General features: G+C 69.8%; 16 protein-coding genes and 1 tRNA gene. 3 read left to right on the forward strand and 14 right to left on the reverse strand.

Annotated elements, in window-relative coordinates; genetic code table 11:
* Nucleotides 1-4: 4 nt before the first annotated feature.
* From nuoH to accD, 14 genes are all read right to left on the reverse strand, one after another.
* Nucleotides 5-1,096, reverse strand: coding sequence for an NADH-quinone oxidoreductase subunit NuoH (nuoH, locus tag EIM48_RS06585; RefSeq protein ID WP_019398062.1), 1,092 nt, complete (start codon nucleotides 1,094-1,096; stop codon nucleotides 5-7).
* Nucleotides 1,093-3,336: an NADH-quinone oxidoreductase subunit NuoG gene (nuoG, locus tag EIM48_RS06590; RefSeq protein ID WP_028914713.1), complete on the reverse strand. Its 2,244-nt coding sequence runs from the start codon at nucleotides 3,334-3,336 to the stop codon at nucleotides 1,093-1,095. The genes nuoH and nuoG overlap by 4 nt, the downstream gene beginning before the upstream one ends.
* Entirely contained in the window at nucleotides 3,333-4,703 is a 1,371-nt protein-coding gene (nuoF, locus tag EIM48_RS06595) for an NADH-quinone oxidoreductase subunit NuoF (protein WP_125111332.1), read from the reverse strand. The genes nuoG and nuoF overlap by 4 nt, the downstream gene beginning before the upstream one ends.
* A gap of 11 nt (nucleotides 4,704-4,714) precedes the next feature.
* Nucleotides 4,715-5,242, reverse strand: coding sequence for an NADH-quinone oxidoreductase subunit NuoE (gene nuoE / locus EIM48_RS06600; RefSeq protein WP_019398065.1), 528 nt, complete (start codon nucleotides 5,240-5,242; stop codon nucleotides 4,715-4,717).
* Nucleotides 5,239-6,552 (reverse strand): NADH-quinone oxidoreductase subunit D, encoded by a 1,314-nt coding sequence (locus EIM48_RS06605; protein WP_050992146.1) that lies wholly within the window; start codon nucleotides 6,550-6,552, stop codon nucleotides 5,239-5,241. Before EIM48_RS06605 ends, nuoE begins: the two co-directional genes overlap by 4 nt.
* 8 nt (nucleotides 6,553-6,560) lie before the next feature.
* Complete coding sequence (locus EIM48_RS06610; RefSeq protein WP_028914714.1) at nucleotides 6,561-7,313, reverse strand: NADH-quinone oxidoreductase subunit C; 753 nt, start codon at nucleotides 7,311-7,313, stop codon at nucleotides 6,561-6,563.
* A 60-nt stretch (nucleotides 7,314-7,373) separates the two neighbouring features.
* Entirely contained in the window at nucleotides 7,374-7,952 is a 579-nt protein-coding gene (locus EIM48_RS06615; protein WP_026010402.1) for an NADH-quinone oxidoreductase subunit B, read from the reverse strand.
* Nucleotides 7,943-8,299 carry an NADH-quinone oxidoreductase subunit A gene (locus tag EIM48_RS06620; protein WP_019398069.1) on the reverse strand — a complete coding sequence of 119 codons (357 nt, stop codon included), beginning with the start codon at nucleotides 8,297-8,299 and terminating at the stop codon, nucleotides 7,943-7,945. Before EIM48_RS06620 ends, EIM48_RS06615 begins: the two co-directional genes overlap by 10 nt.
* A 294-nt stretch (nucleotides 8,300-8,593) precedes the next feature.
* Nucleotides 8,594-8,678: transfer RNA gene (locus EIM48_RS06625), tRNA-Leu, on the reverse strand.
* A 46-nt stretch (nucleotides 8,679-8,724) separates the two neighbouring features.
* Nucleotides 8,725-9,156, reverse strand: coding sequence for a preprotein translocase subunit SecG (secG, locus tag EIM48_RS06630; protein ID WP_037034456.1), 432 nt, complete (start codon nucleotides 9,154-9,156; stop codon nucleotides 8,725-8,727).
* A gap of 14 nt (nucleotides 9,157-9,170) precedes the next feature.
* Nucleotides 9,171-9,929, reverse strand: a complete 759-nt coding sequence (gene tpiA, locus EIM48_RS06635; protein ID WP_019398071.1) for a triose-phosphate isomerase — start codon at nucleotides 9,927-9,929, stop codon at nucleotides 9,171-9,173.
* A gap of 103 nt (nucleotides 9,930-10,032) precedes the next feature.
* A complete protein-coding gene (locus tag EIM48_RS06640) occupies nucleotides 10,033-10,971 on the reverse strand; it encodes a 2-oxoglutarate and iron-dependent oxygenase domain-containing protein (protein WP_019398072.1) in 939 nt (312 codons plus the stop codon).
* A 65-nt stretch (nucleotides 10,972-11,036) separates the two neighbouring features.
* The gene (gene glmM, locus EIM48_RS06645; protein WP_019398073.1) at nucleotides 11,037-12,392 is read right to left on the reverse strand and encodes a phosphoglucosamine mutase; all 1,356 of its coding nucleotides are present in this window, start codon (nucleotides 12,390-12,392) and stop codon (nucleotides 11,037-11,039) included.
* The gene (gene accD / locus EIM48_RS06650; RefSeq protein ID WP_026010403.1) at nucleotides 12,389-13,279 is read right to left on the reverse strand and encodes an acetyl-CoA carboxylase, carboxyltransferase subunit beta; all 891 of its coding nucleotides are present in this window, start codon (nucleotides 13,277-13,279) and stop codon (nucleotides 12,389-12,391) included. The genes glmM and accD overlap by 4 nt, the downstream gene beginning before the upstream one ends.
* Before the next feature lie 150 nt (nucleotides 13,280-13,429).
* Here accD and EIM48_RS06655 point away from each other — a divergent pair, with 150 nt between their 5' ends.
* From EIM48_RS06655 to EIM48_RS06665, 3 genes are all read left to right on the forward strand, one after another.
* Nucleotides 13,430-13,897 carry a DUF4442 domain-containing protein gene (locus EIM48_RS06655; protein WP_019398075.1) on the forward strand — a complete coding sequence of 156 codons (468 nt, stop codon included), beginning with the start codon at nucleotides 13,430-13,432 and terminating at the stop codon, nucleotides 13,895-13,897.
* A 126-nt stretch (nucleotides 13,898-14,023) separates the two neighbouring features.
* A complete protein-coding gene (locus EIM48_RS06660) occupies nucleotides 14,024-14,698 on the forward strand; it encodes a DUF502 domain-containing protein (protein ID WP_019398076.1) in 675 nt (224 codons plus the stop codon).
* Nucleotides 14,698-15,480: a queuosine precursor transporter gene (locus EIM48_RS06665; RefSeq protein WP_019398077.1), complete on the forward strand. Its 783-nt coding sequence runs from the start codon at nucleotides 14,698-14,700 to the stop codon at nucleotides 15,478-15,480. The genes EIM48_RS06660 and EIM48_RS06665 overlap by 1 nt, the downstream gene beginning before the upstream one ends.
* Nucleotides 15,481-15,522: the final 42 nt, after the last annotated feature.

Raw genomic sequence — 15,522 nt, forward strand, 5'->3', positions numbered from 1 at the left:
CGGATCAGGCGCCCTTCTCGAACACGCCAAAGAACACCAGCAGAGCGGTCACCGCGATCCAGAAGATCGTCAACGGGATGAAGACCTTCCAGCCCAGACGCATGATCTGGTCGTAGCGGTAGCGCGGGAAGCTGGCGCGGAACCAGATGTATGCGCTGGCGAAGAACACCACCTTGGCCAGCAGCCACGGCCAGCCGCCCTTCCAGACCCAGTCGATCCACGGCGAAACGTCCGCCGTGACCCAGCCCTGGATCGGGCTCAGCCAGCCGCCGAGGAAGAAGATCGAGATCAGGAAGCTGACCAGGATCATGTTGGCGTACTCGGCCAGGAAGAACAGCGCGAACGCCGAACCGGAGTACTCCACCATGTGGCCGGCCACGATCTCCGACTCGCCCTCGACCACGTCGAACGGCGCGCGGTTGGTCTCGGCCACGCCGGACACCCAGTACACGACGAACAGCGGCAGCAGCGGCAGCCAGAACCACTCGAAGAAGCCGGCGTTGCCCGACTGCGCCATGACGATGTCGGTCAGGTTGAGGCTGCCGGCGGCGATCAGCACGCCCACCAGGGCGAAGCCCATGGCGATCTCGTAGCTGACCACCTGGGCGGCCGAGCGCATCGCGCCGAGGAAGGCGTACTTCGAGTTGGAGGCCCAGCCGGCGATGATGATGCCGTACACGCCCATCGAGGTCATCGCCAGCAGGTACAGCAGGCCGGCGTTGGCGTTGGACAGGACCAGCTGGTAGTCGAACGGCACCACCGCCCAGGCGGCGAAGGCCGGCGCCAGTACGATCAACGGCGCGATGACGTACATCACCTTGTGCGCGTTGGCCGGACGGATGACCTCCTTGAACAGCAGCTTGAAGACGTCCGCGAACGCCTGGAAGATGCCCATGCCCACGTACATGGGCCCGTGGCGCACGTGCATCCAGCCGATTAGCTTGCGCTCCCAGACCACGTAGAACGCCACGGCGATGATCACCGGCATGGCGATGGTCAGGACCTTCAGCACGATCCACAGCGCCGGGCCCAGTTCGCCCAGGCCGTAGAACCACTCGCGCAGCGGACCGACCGCGTTGATCAGCAGCTCGTTCATGCCTTCACCACCTCGACCCGGCCAGCGCCCAGCGGCGCGGTGGCGCCGTGGCCACCTTCAATCCATGCCGCACCCGCGGCCACCCGCGCATCGACCACGGCCGGCAGGGTGGCCGTGCCATGCGCGCCCTTGACCTTGACCACCGCGCCGGACTCGATGCCGGCGGCGTCCGCCGGGTTGAGCACGATGCGCGGGGCGACGTTGAGCGGATGCGCCTGCAGCGCGGCCGCGCGGCGCACCACCGCGTCGGTGCGGTAGATCGCCGGGACCAGGGCCAGCTCCAAGGCGCCCTCGCCCGCCGCGCCGGCCGAGCCGGCGCGCACCTGCACCTGGCGGCCGCCTTCCAGCATCGCGCGTGCGCCGGCCAGGTCGGTGAACTCGAAGCCGGCCAGCCCCAGCTCGCCGCCGAGCGCGCGCAGCACGCGCCAGCCCTCGCGGGCCTGGCCCGGCAGGCGGCCGGCCGCGTGCGCGGACTGCTCGACGCCGTTGAGGTTGGTCAGCGTGGCCTCGATCTCCGGCAGCAGGCCGATCGGCAGGATCACGTCGGCCACCGCGCGGGTGGATTCGCAGGCGAAGTGGCTGAAGGCCACGACCTTTGCAGCGTTCAGCGCCTTCAGCCCGGAGGCGGTGTCGGCGAAGTCCAGGCCCGGCTCGATGCCGTACAGCACGTAGGCGCGGCGCGGCTCGGCGAACATGCCGGCGACGTCGCGGGCGGCCGGCAGCACGCCGGCGCGGGCCAGGCCCACGGCGTTGGCGCCCTGCGGGATGCGGCACAGCGCCGCGCCGGTGGCGGCGGCGAAGTCGCGCGCGGCGGCGCGGATCGCGGCGGCCTGCGGGTGGTTCTCGGCGATGGCGCCGACGATCACCACCGGGCGGGTCGCGCCCTGCAGCGCGCCGCGCAGCTCGGCCCCGCCCAGCACCTCGGCGATGCGCGACGGCGGCACGATGTGCTTGCCGGCGGCGGCGAAGGTGAAGTCGAAGTCGACCGGGTTGACCACGTGGATGCGCGCACCGCGCTTGGTCTGCGCCTTGCGCAGGCGGGCGTGCAGCAGCGGCAGCTCGTGGCGGATGTTGGAACCGACCACGACGACCACGTCGGCCTGCTCGATCTCGGCGACCGGCAGGGCGAACGGCTCGGCGACCGCGGCGTCGGAGAAGTCGCGGTTGGCGATGCGGTGGTCGATGTTGGCGGTGCCCAGGCCGGCCGCCAGCGCGGCCAGCAGGCCGCCCTCCTCGTTCGAGGTCGCCGGGTGCACCAGCACGCCCAGGTCGTCGCCCTTGTTCTCGCGCAGGATCGCGGCGGCGGCGGACAGGGCCTCGGCCCAGGTCGCCTCCTTCCACTCCCCGCCCTGCTTGACCAGCGGCACGGTGGCGCGGTCGGCGGCGTTCAGGCCCTGGTGCGAATAGCGGTCGCGGTCGGACAGCCAGCACTCGTTGACCAGCTCGTTCTCGCGCGGCACGGCGCGCAGCACCTCGCCGCGGCGGCTGTGCAGGAACAGGTTCGAGCCCAGCGCGTCGTGGTAGCCCAGCGACTCCTTGGCGATCAGCTCCCACGGACGGGCGCGGAACTGGAACACCTTGTTGGTCAGCGCGCCGACCGGGCACACGTCGATGACGTTGCCGGACAGCTCGGTGGTCAGCGGCTTGCCGTCGTAGGTGCCGATCTGCAGGTTCTCGCCGCGGTACATGCCGCCCAGCTCGTACGTACCGGCGATCTCGCCGGTGAAGCGCACGCAGCGGGTGCACTGGATGCAGCGGGTCATCTCGGTGGCGACCAGCGGGCCGATGTCCTCGTCCGGCACCACGCGCTTGCGCTCGACGAAACGGCTGACCGAGCGGCCATAGCCCAGCGACAGGTCCTGCAGCTCGCACTCGCCGCCCTGGTCGCAGACCGGGCAGTCCAGCGGGTGGTTGATCAGCAGGAACTCCAGCACGTTGCGCTGCGACTTGAGGGCCTTCTCGTTGCGGGTGAAGACCTTCATGCCGTCCATCACCGGCGTGGCGCAGGCCGGCGACGGCTTCGGCGCGGCGCGGCCGCCGACCTCGGTGTCGACCAGGCACATGCGGCAGTTGGCGGCGATGGCCAGCTTGTCGTGGTAGCAGAAACGCGGGATCGGGATGCCGGCCTTGTCGGCAACCTGGATGATCATCGACCCCTTGGGCGCGGCCAGCTCGACGCCGTCGATGAAGACGGTGACGTGGTCCGGCGGAAGGTTCGGGTTGACGGGCTGCGCACTCACGCGGCCACCTCCACGTTGGAGCGGACGACCGTGCCGCTGCGCTCGTCGTCGACGAGGAAGCGCTTGTTCACGATCGCGTATTCGAATTCATGCCAGAAGTGGCGCAGGAAGCCCTGCACCGGCCACGCGGCGGCCTCGCCGAACGCGCAGATGGTGTGGCCCTCGATCTGCCCCGCCGCGGTGCGCAGCATGTGCAGGTCGTCCAGCGTCGCCTCCAGGTTGGCGATGCGGGTCAGCATGCGGTACATCCAGCCGGTGCCCTCGCGGCACGGCGTGCACTGGCCGCAGCTCTCCTTGTAGTAGAAGCGGGCGATGCGCTGGCAGGCGCGCACCATGCAGGTGGTGTGGTCCATGACGATGACCGCGCCCGAACCCAGGCCGGAACCGGCCTTCTGGATCGAGTCGTAGTCCATGGTCAGGCCCATCATCACCTCGCCCGGCAACACCGGCATCGACGAGCCGCCCGGGATCACCGCCTTGATGCGGTTGCCGTTGCGGATGCCGCCGGCCATCTCCAGCAGCTCGGTGAACGGGGTGCCGAGGCGGATCTCGTAGTTGCCCGGGCGCGCGACGTGGCCGGAGACCGAGAAGATCTTGCAGCCGCCGTTGTTCGGCTTGCCCAGGCCCATGAACCACTCCGGGCCGTTGCGGATGATCGCCGGCACCGAGGCGTAGGTCTCGGTGTTGTTGATCGTGGTCGGCTTGCCGTACAGGCCGAAGTTGGCCGGGAACGGCGGCTTGAAGCGCGGTTGGCCCTTCTTGCCCTCCAGCGACTCCATCAGCGCGGTTTCCTCGCCGCAGATGTAGGCGCCGGCGCCGAGGGCGTTGTAGATGTCGATGTCCACGCCCGAGCCGAGGATGTCCTTGCCCAGCCAGCCGTGCTTGTAGGCCTCGGCCAGGGCTTCCTCAAGGTGCTCGAACGGCTCGTGGTGGAACTCGCCGCGCAGGTAGTTGTAGCCCACGGTCGCGCCGGTCGCGTAGCAGGCGATGGCCATGCCCTCGATCACCGCGTGCGGGTTGAAGCGCAGGATGTCGCGGTCCTTGCAGGTGCCCGGCTCGGACTCGTCCGAGTTGCAGAGGATGTACTTCTGCATGTCGCCCTTGGGCATGAAGCTCCACTTCAGGCCGGTCGGGAAGCCTGCGCCGCCGCGGCCGCGCAGGCCGGACTGCTTGACCATCTCGATGATGTCGGCCGGCGGGATCTTCTCGGTCAGGATCTTGCGCAGCGCCTGGTAGCCGCCGGTCTTGAGGTAGTTCTCGTACGACCAGGGCTTGTCGAAGTGCAGCGTCGTGTAGACCGCCTGGTGCTCCTTCGGCGCGGGGCCGACCGGGCCGTAGCCCTCGGAAATCTTCGGGTGATGTGCCATCTGCGCCGGCCTCACTTCAGTCCGTCGAGCAGCTCGTCCACCTTCTCGGGGGTGAGCTTCTCGTGGTAATGGCCGTTGATCACGACCACCGGGGCGCCGCAGCACGCGGCCACGCACTCTTCCTCGCGCTTGAGGTAGACGCGGCCGTCGGCGGTGGATTCGCCCAGCTTGCAGCCCAGCTTCTTCTCGGCGTGCTCGACCAGCTCCTGCGCGCCGTTGAGCCAGCAGCTGATGTTGGTGCAGAACGCAACGTTGTTGCGGCCCACCGGCTGGGTCTCGAACATCGAGTAGAAGGTGGCGACCTCGTAGGCCCACACCGGCGGGATGTCCAGGTACTTGGCGACGGCGGCGATCAGTTCGTCGCTCAGCCAGCCCCCGTTCTGTTCCTGGGCCGCGTGCAGGCCCTGCAGCACCGCCGACCGCTTGCGGTCCGGCGGGAACTTGGTCAGCCAGTGGTCGATGTGCGCGCGCGTCGCGTCGCTCAGCACGACCATCGGGTCGACGTTGCGCGCGTTCTCGAAATTACCGGTGGCCTTCATCGATCCACCTCACCAAACACAAGGTCATAAGTACCGATCATGGCCACGACGTCGGCCAGCATGTGGCCGCGCACGATCTCGTCCATGGACGACAGGTGCGCGAAGCCCGGGGCGCGCAGGTGCACGCGGAACGGCTTGTTGGCGCCGTCGGAGACCAGGTAGCAGCCGAACTCGCCCTTCGGCGCCTCGACCGCGGCGTAGGTCTCGCCGGCCGGCACGCAGTAGCCCTCGGAGAACAGCTTGAAGTGGTGGATCAGGGCTTCCATGTCGTCCTTCATCTCCTCCCGCTTGGGAGGGGCGACCTTGTAGTTCCTGACCATCACCGGGCCCGGGTTTTCCTTCAGCCACTTCACGCACTGGGCGATGATGCGGTTGGACTGGCGCATCTCGGCGATGCGGACCAGGTAGCGGTCGTAGCAGTCGCCGTTGACGCCCACCGGGATGTCGAAGTCCACCGCGTCGTACTTGGCGTACGGCTGCTTCTTGCGCAGGTCCCAGGCGATGCCCGAGCCGCGCAGCATCACGCCGGTCATGCCCCAGGCATAGGCCTGCTCCGGGGTGACCACGCCGATGCCGACGGTACGCTGCTTCCAGATGCGGTTGTCGGTCAGCAGCGTCTCGTACTCGTCGACGCGCTTGGGGAACTCGCGGGTGAAGTGCTCGAGGTAGTCCAGGAGCGAACCCTCGCGGGCCTCGTTGAAGCGCTTGAGCTTGGCGCCCTTGTGCCAGGGCGACTCCTTGTACTTCGGCATCCGGTCCGGCAGGTCGCGGTAGACGCCGCCGGGACGGTAGTAGGCCGCGTGCATGCGCGCGCCGCTGACCGCCTCGTAGACGTCCATCAGCTCCTCGCGCTCGCGGAACGCGTACAGGAACACCGCCATCGCGCCCAGGTCCAGCGCGTTGGAGCCGACCCACATCAGGTGGTTCAGGATGCGGGTGATCTCGTCGAACATCGTGCGGATGTACTGGGCGCGCTCGGGCGCCTCGATCCCCAGCAGGGTCTCGATCGCGCGCACGTAGGCGTGCTCGTTGCACATCATCGACACGTAGTCCAGCCGGTCCATGTACGGGATCGACTGGTTGAACGGCTTGGACTCGGCCAGCTTCTCGGTGCCGCGGTGGAGCAGGCCCACGTGCGGGTCGGCGCGGACGATGGTCTCGCCGTCCATTTCCAGGATCAGGCGCAGCACGCCGTGCGCGGCCGGGTGCTGCGGGCCGAAGTTCATCGTGTAGTTGCGGATCTCCTGCCGCAGCGCGGAGGAGTCGCCGGCCGGCGCCTGGCCGGGCTGGCTGTGGCTGTCGGTAAGCATCTGGGCGCTCACTTGGCGGCCTCCCGTTGTGCGGCCTCGCCTGCGGCGGTCTGGTAGCGGGCGTCGTCGCGGATCACGCGCGGCACGCCGACGCGCGGCTCGACCGAGGTCACCGGCTCGTAGACCACGCGCTTGCGCTGCTCGTCGTAGCGGACCTCGACGTTGCCGATCAGCGGGAAGTCCTTGCGGAACGGATGGCCGACGAAACCGTAGTCCGTCATGATCCGGCGCAGGTCCGGATGGCCTTCGAAGACGATGCCGTACAGGTCGAACGCCTCGCGCTCGAACCAGTTGGCGCCGCGCCACACCGGGGTCAGCGACGGCACCACCGGCAGCGAGTCGTCCTCGGCGAAGCAGCGCACGCGCAGGCGGCAGTTGTTGGCGTAGGACAGCAGGTGGGCGACCGCGGCGAAGCGGCGCTCCGGCGCCAGCACCGGCAGCGAGCCGGCCGGGCCCTGCTCCATGGGCTTCTCGCCCCAGCCGAAGCGGCCCGGGCCCTTGCCCTCGACGCCGCGGCTGAAGCCGGTGGAGGACACGTCCTCGGTATCCCACTCGTCGCTGCCGTAGCCCATGTAGTCGACGCCACACAGGTCGGTGAGCTGCTCGAAGCCGAACTCGTCGCGCAGGGCGTGGCAGGTGGCCAGCAGGTCCTGGGCGGAAACCTCGAGGGTGACTTCACCACGGGGCTCGGCCACGGTGACCGTGGCGCCGGGGAATCGGTCGCGCAGTCGCTGGGCGAAGGTGGCAGCTGGCTCGGCCATGGGGCTTGGCGTTTCCGTCGTTCGTGCGCGCCGGGGCGCGCGGTGGATCAGGTAGGAGGGTCAGCGGGCGATGGTGTTGTTCTTGTTCGCCGCCACCGTCTGGGTGCGCCAGATCTTCTTCTGCAGCTGCAGGATGCCGTAGACCAGCGCCTCGGCGGTCGGCGGGCAGCCGGGCACGTAGATATCCACCGGCACGATGCGGTCGCAGCCGCGCACCACGGAGTAGGAGTAGTGGTAGTAGCCGCCGCCGTTGGCGCAGCTGCCCATGGAGATGACCCACTTCGGGTCGGGCATCTGGTCGTAGACCTTGCGCAGCGCCGGGGCCATCTTGTTGACCAGGGTGCCGGCCACGATCATCACGTCGGACTGGCGCGGCGACGGGCGGAACACCACGCCGTAACGGTCCAGGTCCAGGCGCGCGGCGCCGGCGTGCATCATCTCGACCGCGCAGCAGGCCAGGCCGAAGGTCATCGGCCACATCGAGCCGGTGCGGGCCCAGTTGACCAGGGCGTCGACGCTGGTGGTGACGTAGCCCTTCTCCAGCAGCGGGTTCTCGCCGGCGGGCCGCAGGATGTCCTCGACCCGGCCCTCGGGCATCGGGTTGGTCATCAGGCGGTCGATGGTTTGGATCACTCCCATTCGAGCGCTCCCTTCTTCCAGACGTAGACGAAGCCGAGGAAGAGCATCCCCACGAACAGGGCCATGGTGACCAGCGCGCGCGGCCCCAGGTCCTGGAACACGAGGGTCCACGGCACGATGAAGATGATTTCCAGGTCGAAGACGATGAACTGGATCGCGATGAGGTAGTAGCGCACGTCGAACTTCATGCGCGCGTCCTCGAAGGCCTCGAAGCCGCACTCGTACGGCGACAGCTTCTCGGCGTCCGGACGGCGCGGTCCGAGCACGCGGCCAACGATGATCAGCGCGATGCCGATCCCGGTGGCCACGATCAGGAACAGCAGGGTCGGCAGGTATTGGGCCAGCACGTGTGGTTCTCTCTTGCCTCTGCCCTGGAGCGGGCTTGGGTGGGCGGTGGCGGCCGCGTCAGCGGCTCCCCTCGCCTGTCCTGCCGCGGCCTGGCCGCGGAACTTGCCAATGCGCCGCGCGGCACGGGAGCCCCCGGCCGCGCGGTTGTGCATAGCAGCGGGATTGTAGCGTCCGCGGCGATAAGGGTAAACGCTTTGGACGTTTGTCGCCGCCTCCGCAACTTTCCCGCGGAAACAAAGAAGCCCGCCGAAGCGGGCCGTCTTCGCCCGGCGCACGCGCCGGGACCATGTAGTTGGTGCCCAAGAGGGGACTCGAACCCCTACGACTCTCGTCGCTACCACCTCAAGGTAGTGCGTCTACCAATTCCGCCACCTGGGCCTGAAACCTTCACCGCGCCGCCTGGCGCGGTGGCGCATTGTACGCGTTACTGCTGCGGCTGCGTAGCCGTTCCGGCGGCATTTTCTTCCTGCGCCGGGGCCGGGACCTCGCCCGCCGCCGGCGTGGCGGCCGGGACCTCGGAAGCAGCCGGCGGGGCCGGCAGCTCGCCCGGGGCCGCGACGGGCGCCGCCGGGACCTCGAGCTGGCCCATCACGCCCAGGTCCTGCTGCACCACCGGGCGGGCGCTGTGGGTGGCGTACCAGGCCATGAACAGGCTGATGCCGAAGAACACCACGGCCAGCCACTTGGTGCTCTTGGACAGGAAGTTGGACGCGCCGCGCGCGCCGAACACGGTGCCGGAGGCGCCCGCGCCGAAGCCGGAGCCGGCGGCCGCGCCGGCGCCGCGCTGCAGCAGGATCAGCACGATCATGGCGATCGCCACCAGCACGTACACCACGTTGAGGATCAGCATCAGCATTGTCAGGGTCTCGCTTACCGCGCCGCCGCAGCGGCCCGGGCAATGGCCAGGAAATCGGCGGCCACCAGGGATGCGCCGCCGATCAGCCCGCCGTCCACGTCCGGCTGCGCGCACAGCGCGCCGGCGTTGTCGGGCTTCACGCTGCCCCCGTACAGGATGGGCAGCGAATCGGCGATTCTAGCATCGTGCGCGGCGATCTGGCGACGGATGAAGGCGTGCATCTCCTGGGCCTGCTCCGGGCTGGCGGTGCGGCCGGTGCCGATCGCCCAGCACGGCTCGTAGGCGACCACCGCCGATTCGAAGCCCCCCACCCCGACCAGGTCCAGCACAGGCTGCAGCTGGGCGGCGATGACGTCCTGGGCGCGGCCGGCCTCGCGGTCCTCCAGGTGCTCGCCCATGCACAGCACCGGCACCAGCCCGGCCTGCAGGCAGGCCTGGAACTTGCGCGCGACCAGCTCGCTGCTCTCGGCGTGGTAGCGGCGGCGCTCGGAATGGCCGCACAGCGCGTAGCGGGCGCCCACGTCGGCCACCATCCGCGCCGAGACCTCGCCGGTGTAGGCGCCTTCCATGTTGGGGCTCACGTCCTGGGCGCCGAACACCAGGGCCGAGCCCTCGAAGTCCTCGATCAGGTCGCCCAGGTAGGGCATCGGCGGCATGACCACCAGTTCCACGCCCGGGACCGGGGCCTGCGCGGCGACCTCGGCCACCAGCGAGGTCGCGAAGTCCCGCGTTCCATAGAGCTTCCAGTTGCCGGCGACGATCCTGCGACGCATGCCTGCTCCCGAATCAGCGGTTGGGGCGCGGAAGAATACCCTGCGGTACGGAAAAGCGCCCCCTGACAACGCTGGACAGGGGGCGCTTCCACCCAGGTGGTGCTTACTTGAGCTTGATCTCGCGCAGGCGCTGCTCGAGGAAGCCCTGGGCGGTGATCGGCTCCGGATAGCGGCTGGGGTTGTCCGCGCTCACGCAGGACGGCAGCACGTCGATCAGGAAATCCGGGTTCGGGTGCAGGAAGAACGGCACCGAGTAGCGCGGCTTGCGCGCCTCCTCGCCCGGGGGGTTGACCACGCGGTGGATGGTCGACGGGTACACGTGGTTGGTCAGGCGCTCGAGCATGTCGCCGATGTTGACCACGATGGTGTCGCCCTCGGAGGTGAACGGCACCCACTCACCCTCGTGCGAGCGCACTTCCAGGCCCGCGGCGCTGGCGCCGACCAGCAGGGTGATGAAGTTGATGTCGCCGTGGGCGCCGGCGCGCACGTTGGGGATGTCGTCGGCGGTGATCGGCGGGTAGTGGATCGGGCGCAGGATCGAGTTGCCGAAGTTGGTCTTGTCGGCGAAGAAGTCCTCCGGCAGGCCGATGTGCAGCGCCAGCGCGCTCAGCACGCGCGAGCCCAGCGAATCCAGCGCCTGGTACAGGGCGTAGCCGTACTCGCGGAACTCCGGCACCTCCTCCGGCCACAGGTTCGGCGGCATGTACTGGCGGTACTTGGAGTCGTCCGGGATCTCGCGGCCGATGTGCCAGAACTCCTTGAGGTCGTAGTGCTGGCTGCCCTTGGCGGTTTCCACGCCGAACGGGGTGTAGCCGCGCGCGCCGCCGCCGCCGGGCACGTGGTACTTCTTCTTCACCTCCTCCGGGAGGGCGAAGAACTTCTTGAAGGCGGCGTAGGCGTTGTCGATCAGTTCCGGCGGGATGCCGTGGTTGCTGATGCCGGCAAAGCCCCACTCGCGGTAGGCCGCACCGAGCTCGGCGACGAAGGCCTCGCGGTCGGTGTCGTAGCGGGTGATGTCGAAGGTGGGGATACGGGCGGACATTAAGGGGAATACTCCGGGGTGGTGCGGCGCCGGCCACCCGGCCGGCGCCTTGGGGATCTGCCGGCTCAGCCGGCCGCCTGGCGCACGGCCGAGGCAAGGGTGTCGAGGGTGGCCTGCATCAGCGCGGCGTCGTCGGCTTCCACCGTGACCCGCACCACCGGCTCGGTGCCGGAGGGACGCAGGAAGGCGCGGCCGCGGCCCTGCACCGCCGCCTGGGCCTGCTCCAGCGCCTGGCGCACGCCCGGCGCGGCGACCACGTCGGCCGCCCTGGCGCCGTCCAGGCGCACGTTGACCGTGGCCTGCGGCACCACCGACAGGCCTTCCAGGGCCTGGTCCAGGCGCTTGCCGGCGCGGCGCAGGGCGTCGAGCACCTGCAGCGCGCTGACGATGGCGTCGCCGGTGGTGGCGCGGTCCAGGCACAGCAGGTGGCCGGAGGCCTCGCCGCCGAGCACGCCGCCGCCCTCGACCAGGGCCTGGTGCACGTAGCGGTCGCCGACCTTGGCGCGCAGGAACGGGATGCCGGCCTGCGCCAGCGCCTTCTCCAGGCCGTAGTTGGTCATCAGCGTGCCGACCACCGGGCCGCGCAGGCGGCCGCTGGCCTGCCAGTCGCGCGCCAGCACGTACAGCAGGCCGTCGCCGTCGACCGTGCGGCCGGCGGCGTCGACCATCAGCACGCGGTCGCCGTCGCCGTCGAAGGCGATGCCCAGGTCGGCACCGGCCTCCACGACCTTGGCCGCGAGGTTGCCGATGTGCATCGAGCCGACGCCGTCGTTGATGTTGATGCCGTCCGGGGCGGCGCCGATGGCGGTCACCTCCGCGCCCAGCTCGCGGAACATCAGCGGGGCGATGTGGTACGTGGCGCCGTGGGCGCAGTCGAGCACCACCTTCAGCCCGCGCAGGTCGAAGCCGCGCGGCACCGAGGCCTTGCAGAACTCGATGTAGCGGCCGACCGCGTCGCGCGCGCGCGCCACCTTGCCCAGCTGCCCGGACTCGACCGTGGCGAACGGCGCGTCCAGCGCGGCCTCGATCGCCAGCTCGGTGGCGTCGTCCAGCTTCTCGCCCTCGGCGGAGAAGAACTTGATGCCGTTGTCGTAGTGCGGGTTGTGCGAGGCGCTGATGACGATGCCGGCGTCCGCGCCCAGGGTACGGGTCAGGAACGCCACCGCCGGGGTCGGCATCGGCCCCAGCATCTGCACGTTGACCCCGGCCGCGACCAGGCCGGCCTCCAGGGCCGACTCGAACATGTAGCCGGAGATACGGGTGTCCTTGCCGATCACCACGGTCGGGCGGGCCTGGCCGCCGGCGGCCAGCACCCGGCCAAGGGCATTGCCCAGGCGCAGGACGAAGTCGGCGGAAATCGGCCCCTGCCCGACCCGGCCGCGAATGCCGTCGGTCCCGAAATAGCGGCGGGAACTGCTCATGCTGCGTCCAGCGCCCCGTCGTCGGGCTTGGGCTGGCGCATCAGCATGGCCAGCAGGGTGGCCAGGCGGTCGCGCAGCTCGCGGCGGTCGCAGATCTGGTCGATGGCGCCGTGCTCGAGCAGGAACTCCGAGCGCTGGAAGCCCTCGGGCAGCTTCTCGCGCACGGTCTGCTCGATCACGCGCGGGCCGGCGAAGCCGATCAGCGCCTCCGGCTCGGCGATGTTGAGGTCGCCCAGCATCGCGAACGAGGCCGACACGCCGCCGGTGGTCGGATGGGTCAGCACCGAGATGTAGGGGATGCCGGCCGCACGCAGGCGGCCCAGTGCCGCCGAGGTCTTGGCCATCTGCATCAGCGAGAACAGGCTTTCCTGCATGCGCGCGCCGCCGGAGGCGGAGAAGTTGACGAACGGGGCGCCGATCTCCAGCGCGCGCTCGGCGGCCAGGGTGAACTTCTCGCCCACCACCGAGCCCATCGAGCCGCCCATGTAGGCGAAGTCGAACGAGCTGGCCACCAGCGGCCGGCCCTTGAGGCGGCCCTCCATGGCGACCAGGGCGTCGTACTCGCCGGTGGCCTTCTGGGTGGCCTTGATGCGGTCGGCGTAGCGCTTCTGGTCGCGGAACTTGAGCACGTCGGTCGGCGCCAGGTTGGGGGCGATCTCGGTGGTGCTACCGGGGTCGAACAGCGAGGCCAGGCGCGCGCGGGCACGGATGGGCATGTGGAAGGCGCACTTGGGGCACACCTCCAGGTTCTCCTCCAGCTCCGGGCGGTAGAGCGCGGCGCCGCAGCGGTCGCACTTCTCCCACAGGCCCTCGGGGACGCTGCGCTTGCGGGTGGAGGCGCTTTCGGTGCGGATGCCGGAGGGCATCAGTTTGCTGAGCCAGCTCATGCGGGGCGGTCGTTTCCGTTCAGCGGCCGGGGCGGCCGGTAAAGGCGGACAGTCTAGCCCAGCACCCCCTCCCCCCGCGCATGAAACCATTTCCGTACCAATACGTATGGTACGCTCCTGCCCCCGCCCCCGATCCGTGTTCCCACCGCAATGACGCCCGCGCTGATGCGCCACGGCATGAACCTGTGGCCCCCGTTCCTGTTCACCGGCATCCACGTCGCCGAGCTGGCGCCGGACTGGCGCCATGCCCGGGTCGAGCTGCGCCTGCGCCCCTGGAACCGCAACTACGTCGGCACCCACTTCGGCGGCAGCCTGTTCGCCATGACCGACCCGTTCTGGATGCTGTTGCTGATGCACTGCCTGGGCCGGGACTACTACGTGTGGGACCGCGAGGGCCGGATTGAATTCCTGCGCCCGGGGCGCAGCACCGTCTCCACCGAATTCCGCATCGACGACGCGGTGCTGGAGCAGATCCGGGCCGCCACCGCCGGCGGCGACAAGTACCTGCACTGGTTCGCCAACGACGTGGTCGACACCGAGGGCCAGGTCGTGGCCCGGGTGCACAAGCAGGTCTACGTGCGGCGCAAGCCCGACCGGCGCCCGGCCCCGGGCGGCTGAAGCGGCCGACCGGCGACGGCATCCTCCACGCCGCCACCGCCGCGGCCAGCAGCCTGCCGGCTTCCGGGTCCGGGGGCGGCCCCCGGCCCGCCCGGACCATGCGGGTGGCGCTATACAATCCGCGCCATGACCCCCGCCGCCCCTGCGCCGTCGCGCGCCTCGCTGCAACGCCTGTTCCTCACCGGACTGCTGACCCTGTTGCCGCTGTGGCTGACCTGGGTGGTGATCAAGTTCGTGTTCGTGCTGCTGTCCGGGATCAGCAGCCCCTGGGTGGGGCCGCTGTCGCGGCGCATCGCCGCCTCCTTCCCCGGCTACCTGGACTGGGTCCAGGCGGTGTGGGTGCAGAACACCATCGCCATGCTCGCCACCCTGCTGGTGATCCTGGGGGTGGGCGTGCTGGCCCGGCGCGTGGTCGGCCAGCGCCTGCTGCGCTGGTTCGAGGCGCTGATCGCGCGGGTGCCGCTGGCCAACGTGATCTACACCAGCGCGCGCAAGCTGCTGGACATCCTGCAGACCAAGCCCGGCAGCACCCAGCGCGTGGTCCTGATCGACTTCCCGCACCGGGAGATGAAGTCCATCGGCCTGGTCACCCGGGTGCTGCGCGAGGAAGGCACCGGGCGCGAGCTGGCCGCGGTGTACGTGCCGACCACGCCCAACCCCACCTCCGGCTACCTGGAGGTGGTGCCGGTGGAACTGCTCACGCCCACCGACTGGACCGTGGACCAGGCCATGAGCTTCATCATCTCCGGCGGCGCCGTGGCCCCGGAAAGCATGCCCTTCACCCGCGCGGGGGAGCGCTGATGGAAGCGGCCGTGTTCGCCCGTCCGCTGCAGGACCGCGCGGTGCGGCTGTTCGTCGTGCTGGCCGCGTTCTTCTGCGCCAACGCGGTGCTGGCCGAGTTCATCGGGGTCAAGATCTTCGCCCTGGAGGACACCCTCGGCCTGGCCCCGTTCGAATGGAACCTGTTCGGCCAGAGCGGCTCGCTGAGCTTCACCGCCGGCACCCTGCTGTGGCCGGTGGTGTTCGTGATGACCGACACCATCAACGAGTTCTTCGGCCGCCGCGGGGTGCGCTTCATTTCCTGGCTGGCGGCCGCGCTGATCGGCTACGGCTTCCTGTTCGCCTTCGCCGCGATCTGGCTGGCCCCGGCCGGCTGGTGGCGCGAGGCCGCGGTGGCCCAGGGCGTGCCGGACTACCAGGCCGCGTTCGCCGCGGTGTTCGGCCAGGGCCTGTGGACCATTGCCGGCTCGCTGACCGCGTTCATGGTCGGCCAGCTGATCGACGTGGCCGTGTTCCATCGCATCCGCCGCGCCACCGGCGAGCGCCACGTATGGCTGCGCGCCACCGGCTCGACCGCGGTCTCGCAGCTGGTGGACAGCTTCGTGGTGATCTGGATCGCCTTCGTGCTCGGCCCGCAGAAGTGGCCGACCTCGCTGTTCCTGGCGGTCAGCACCCTCAACTACGCCTACAAGATGCTGTGCGCGATCGCCCTGATCCCGCTGCTGTACCTGATGCGGCGGGCGATCATCGCCTACCTGGGCGCCGAGCGCGCCCGCCAGCTGCGCGAGCAGGCGGCGGCCTGACCCCCGCCTTCCGGCATATCCCGGGGCCGCCCCGGGCACGCT

Source organism: Pseudoxanthomonas sp. SGNA-20 (assembly GCF_003931635.1).
GTDB lineage: Bacteria > Pseudomonadota > Gammaproteobacteria > Xanthomonadales > Xanthomonadaceae > Pseudoxanthomonas.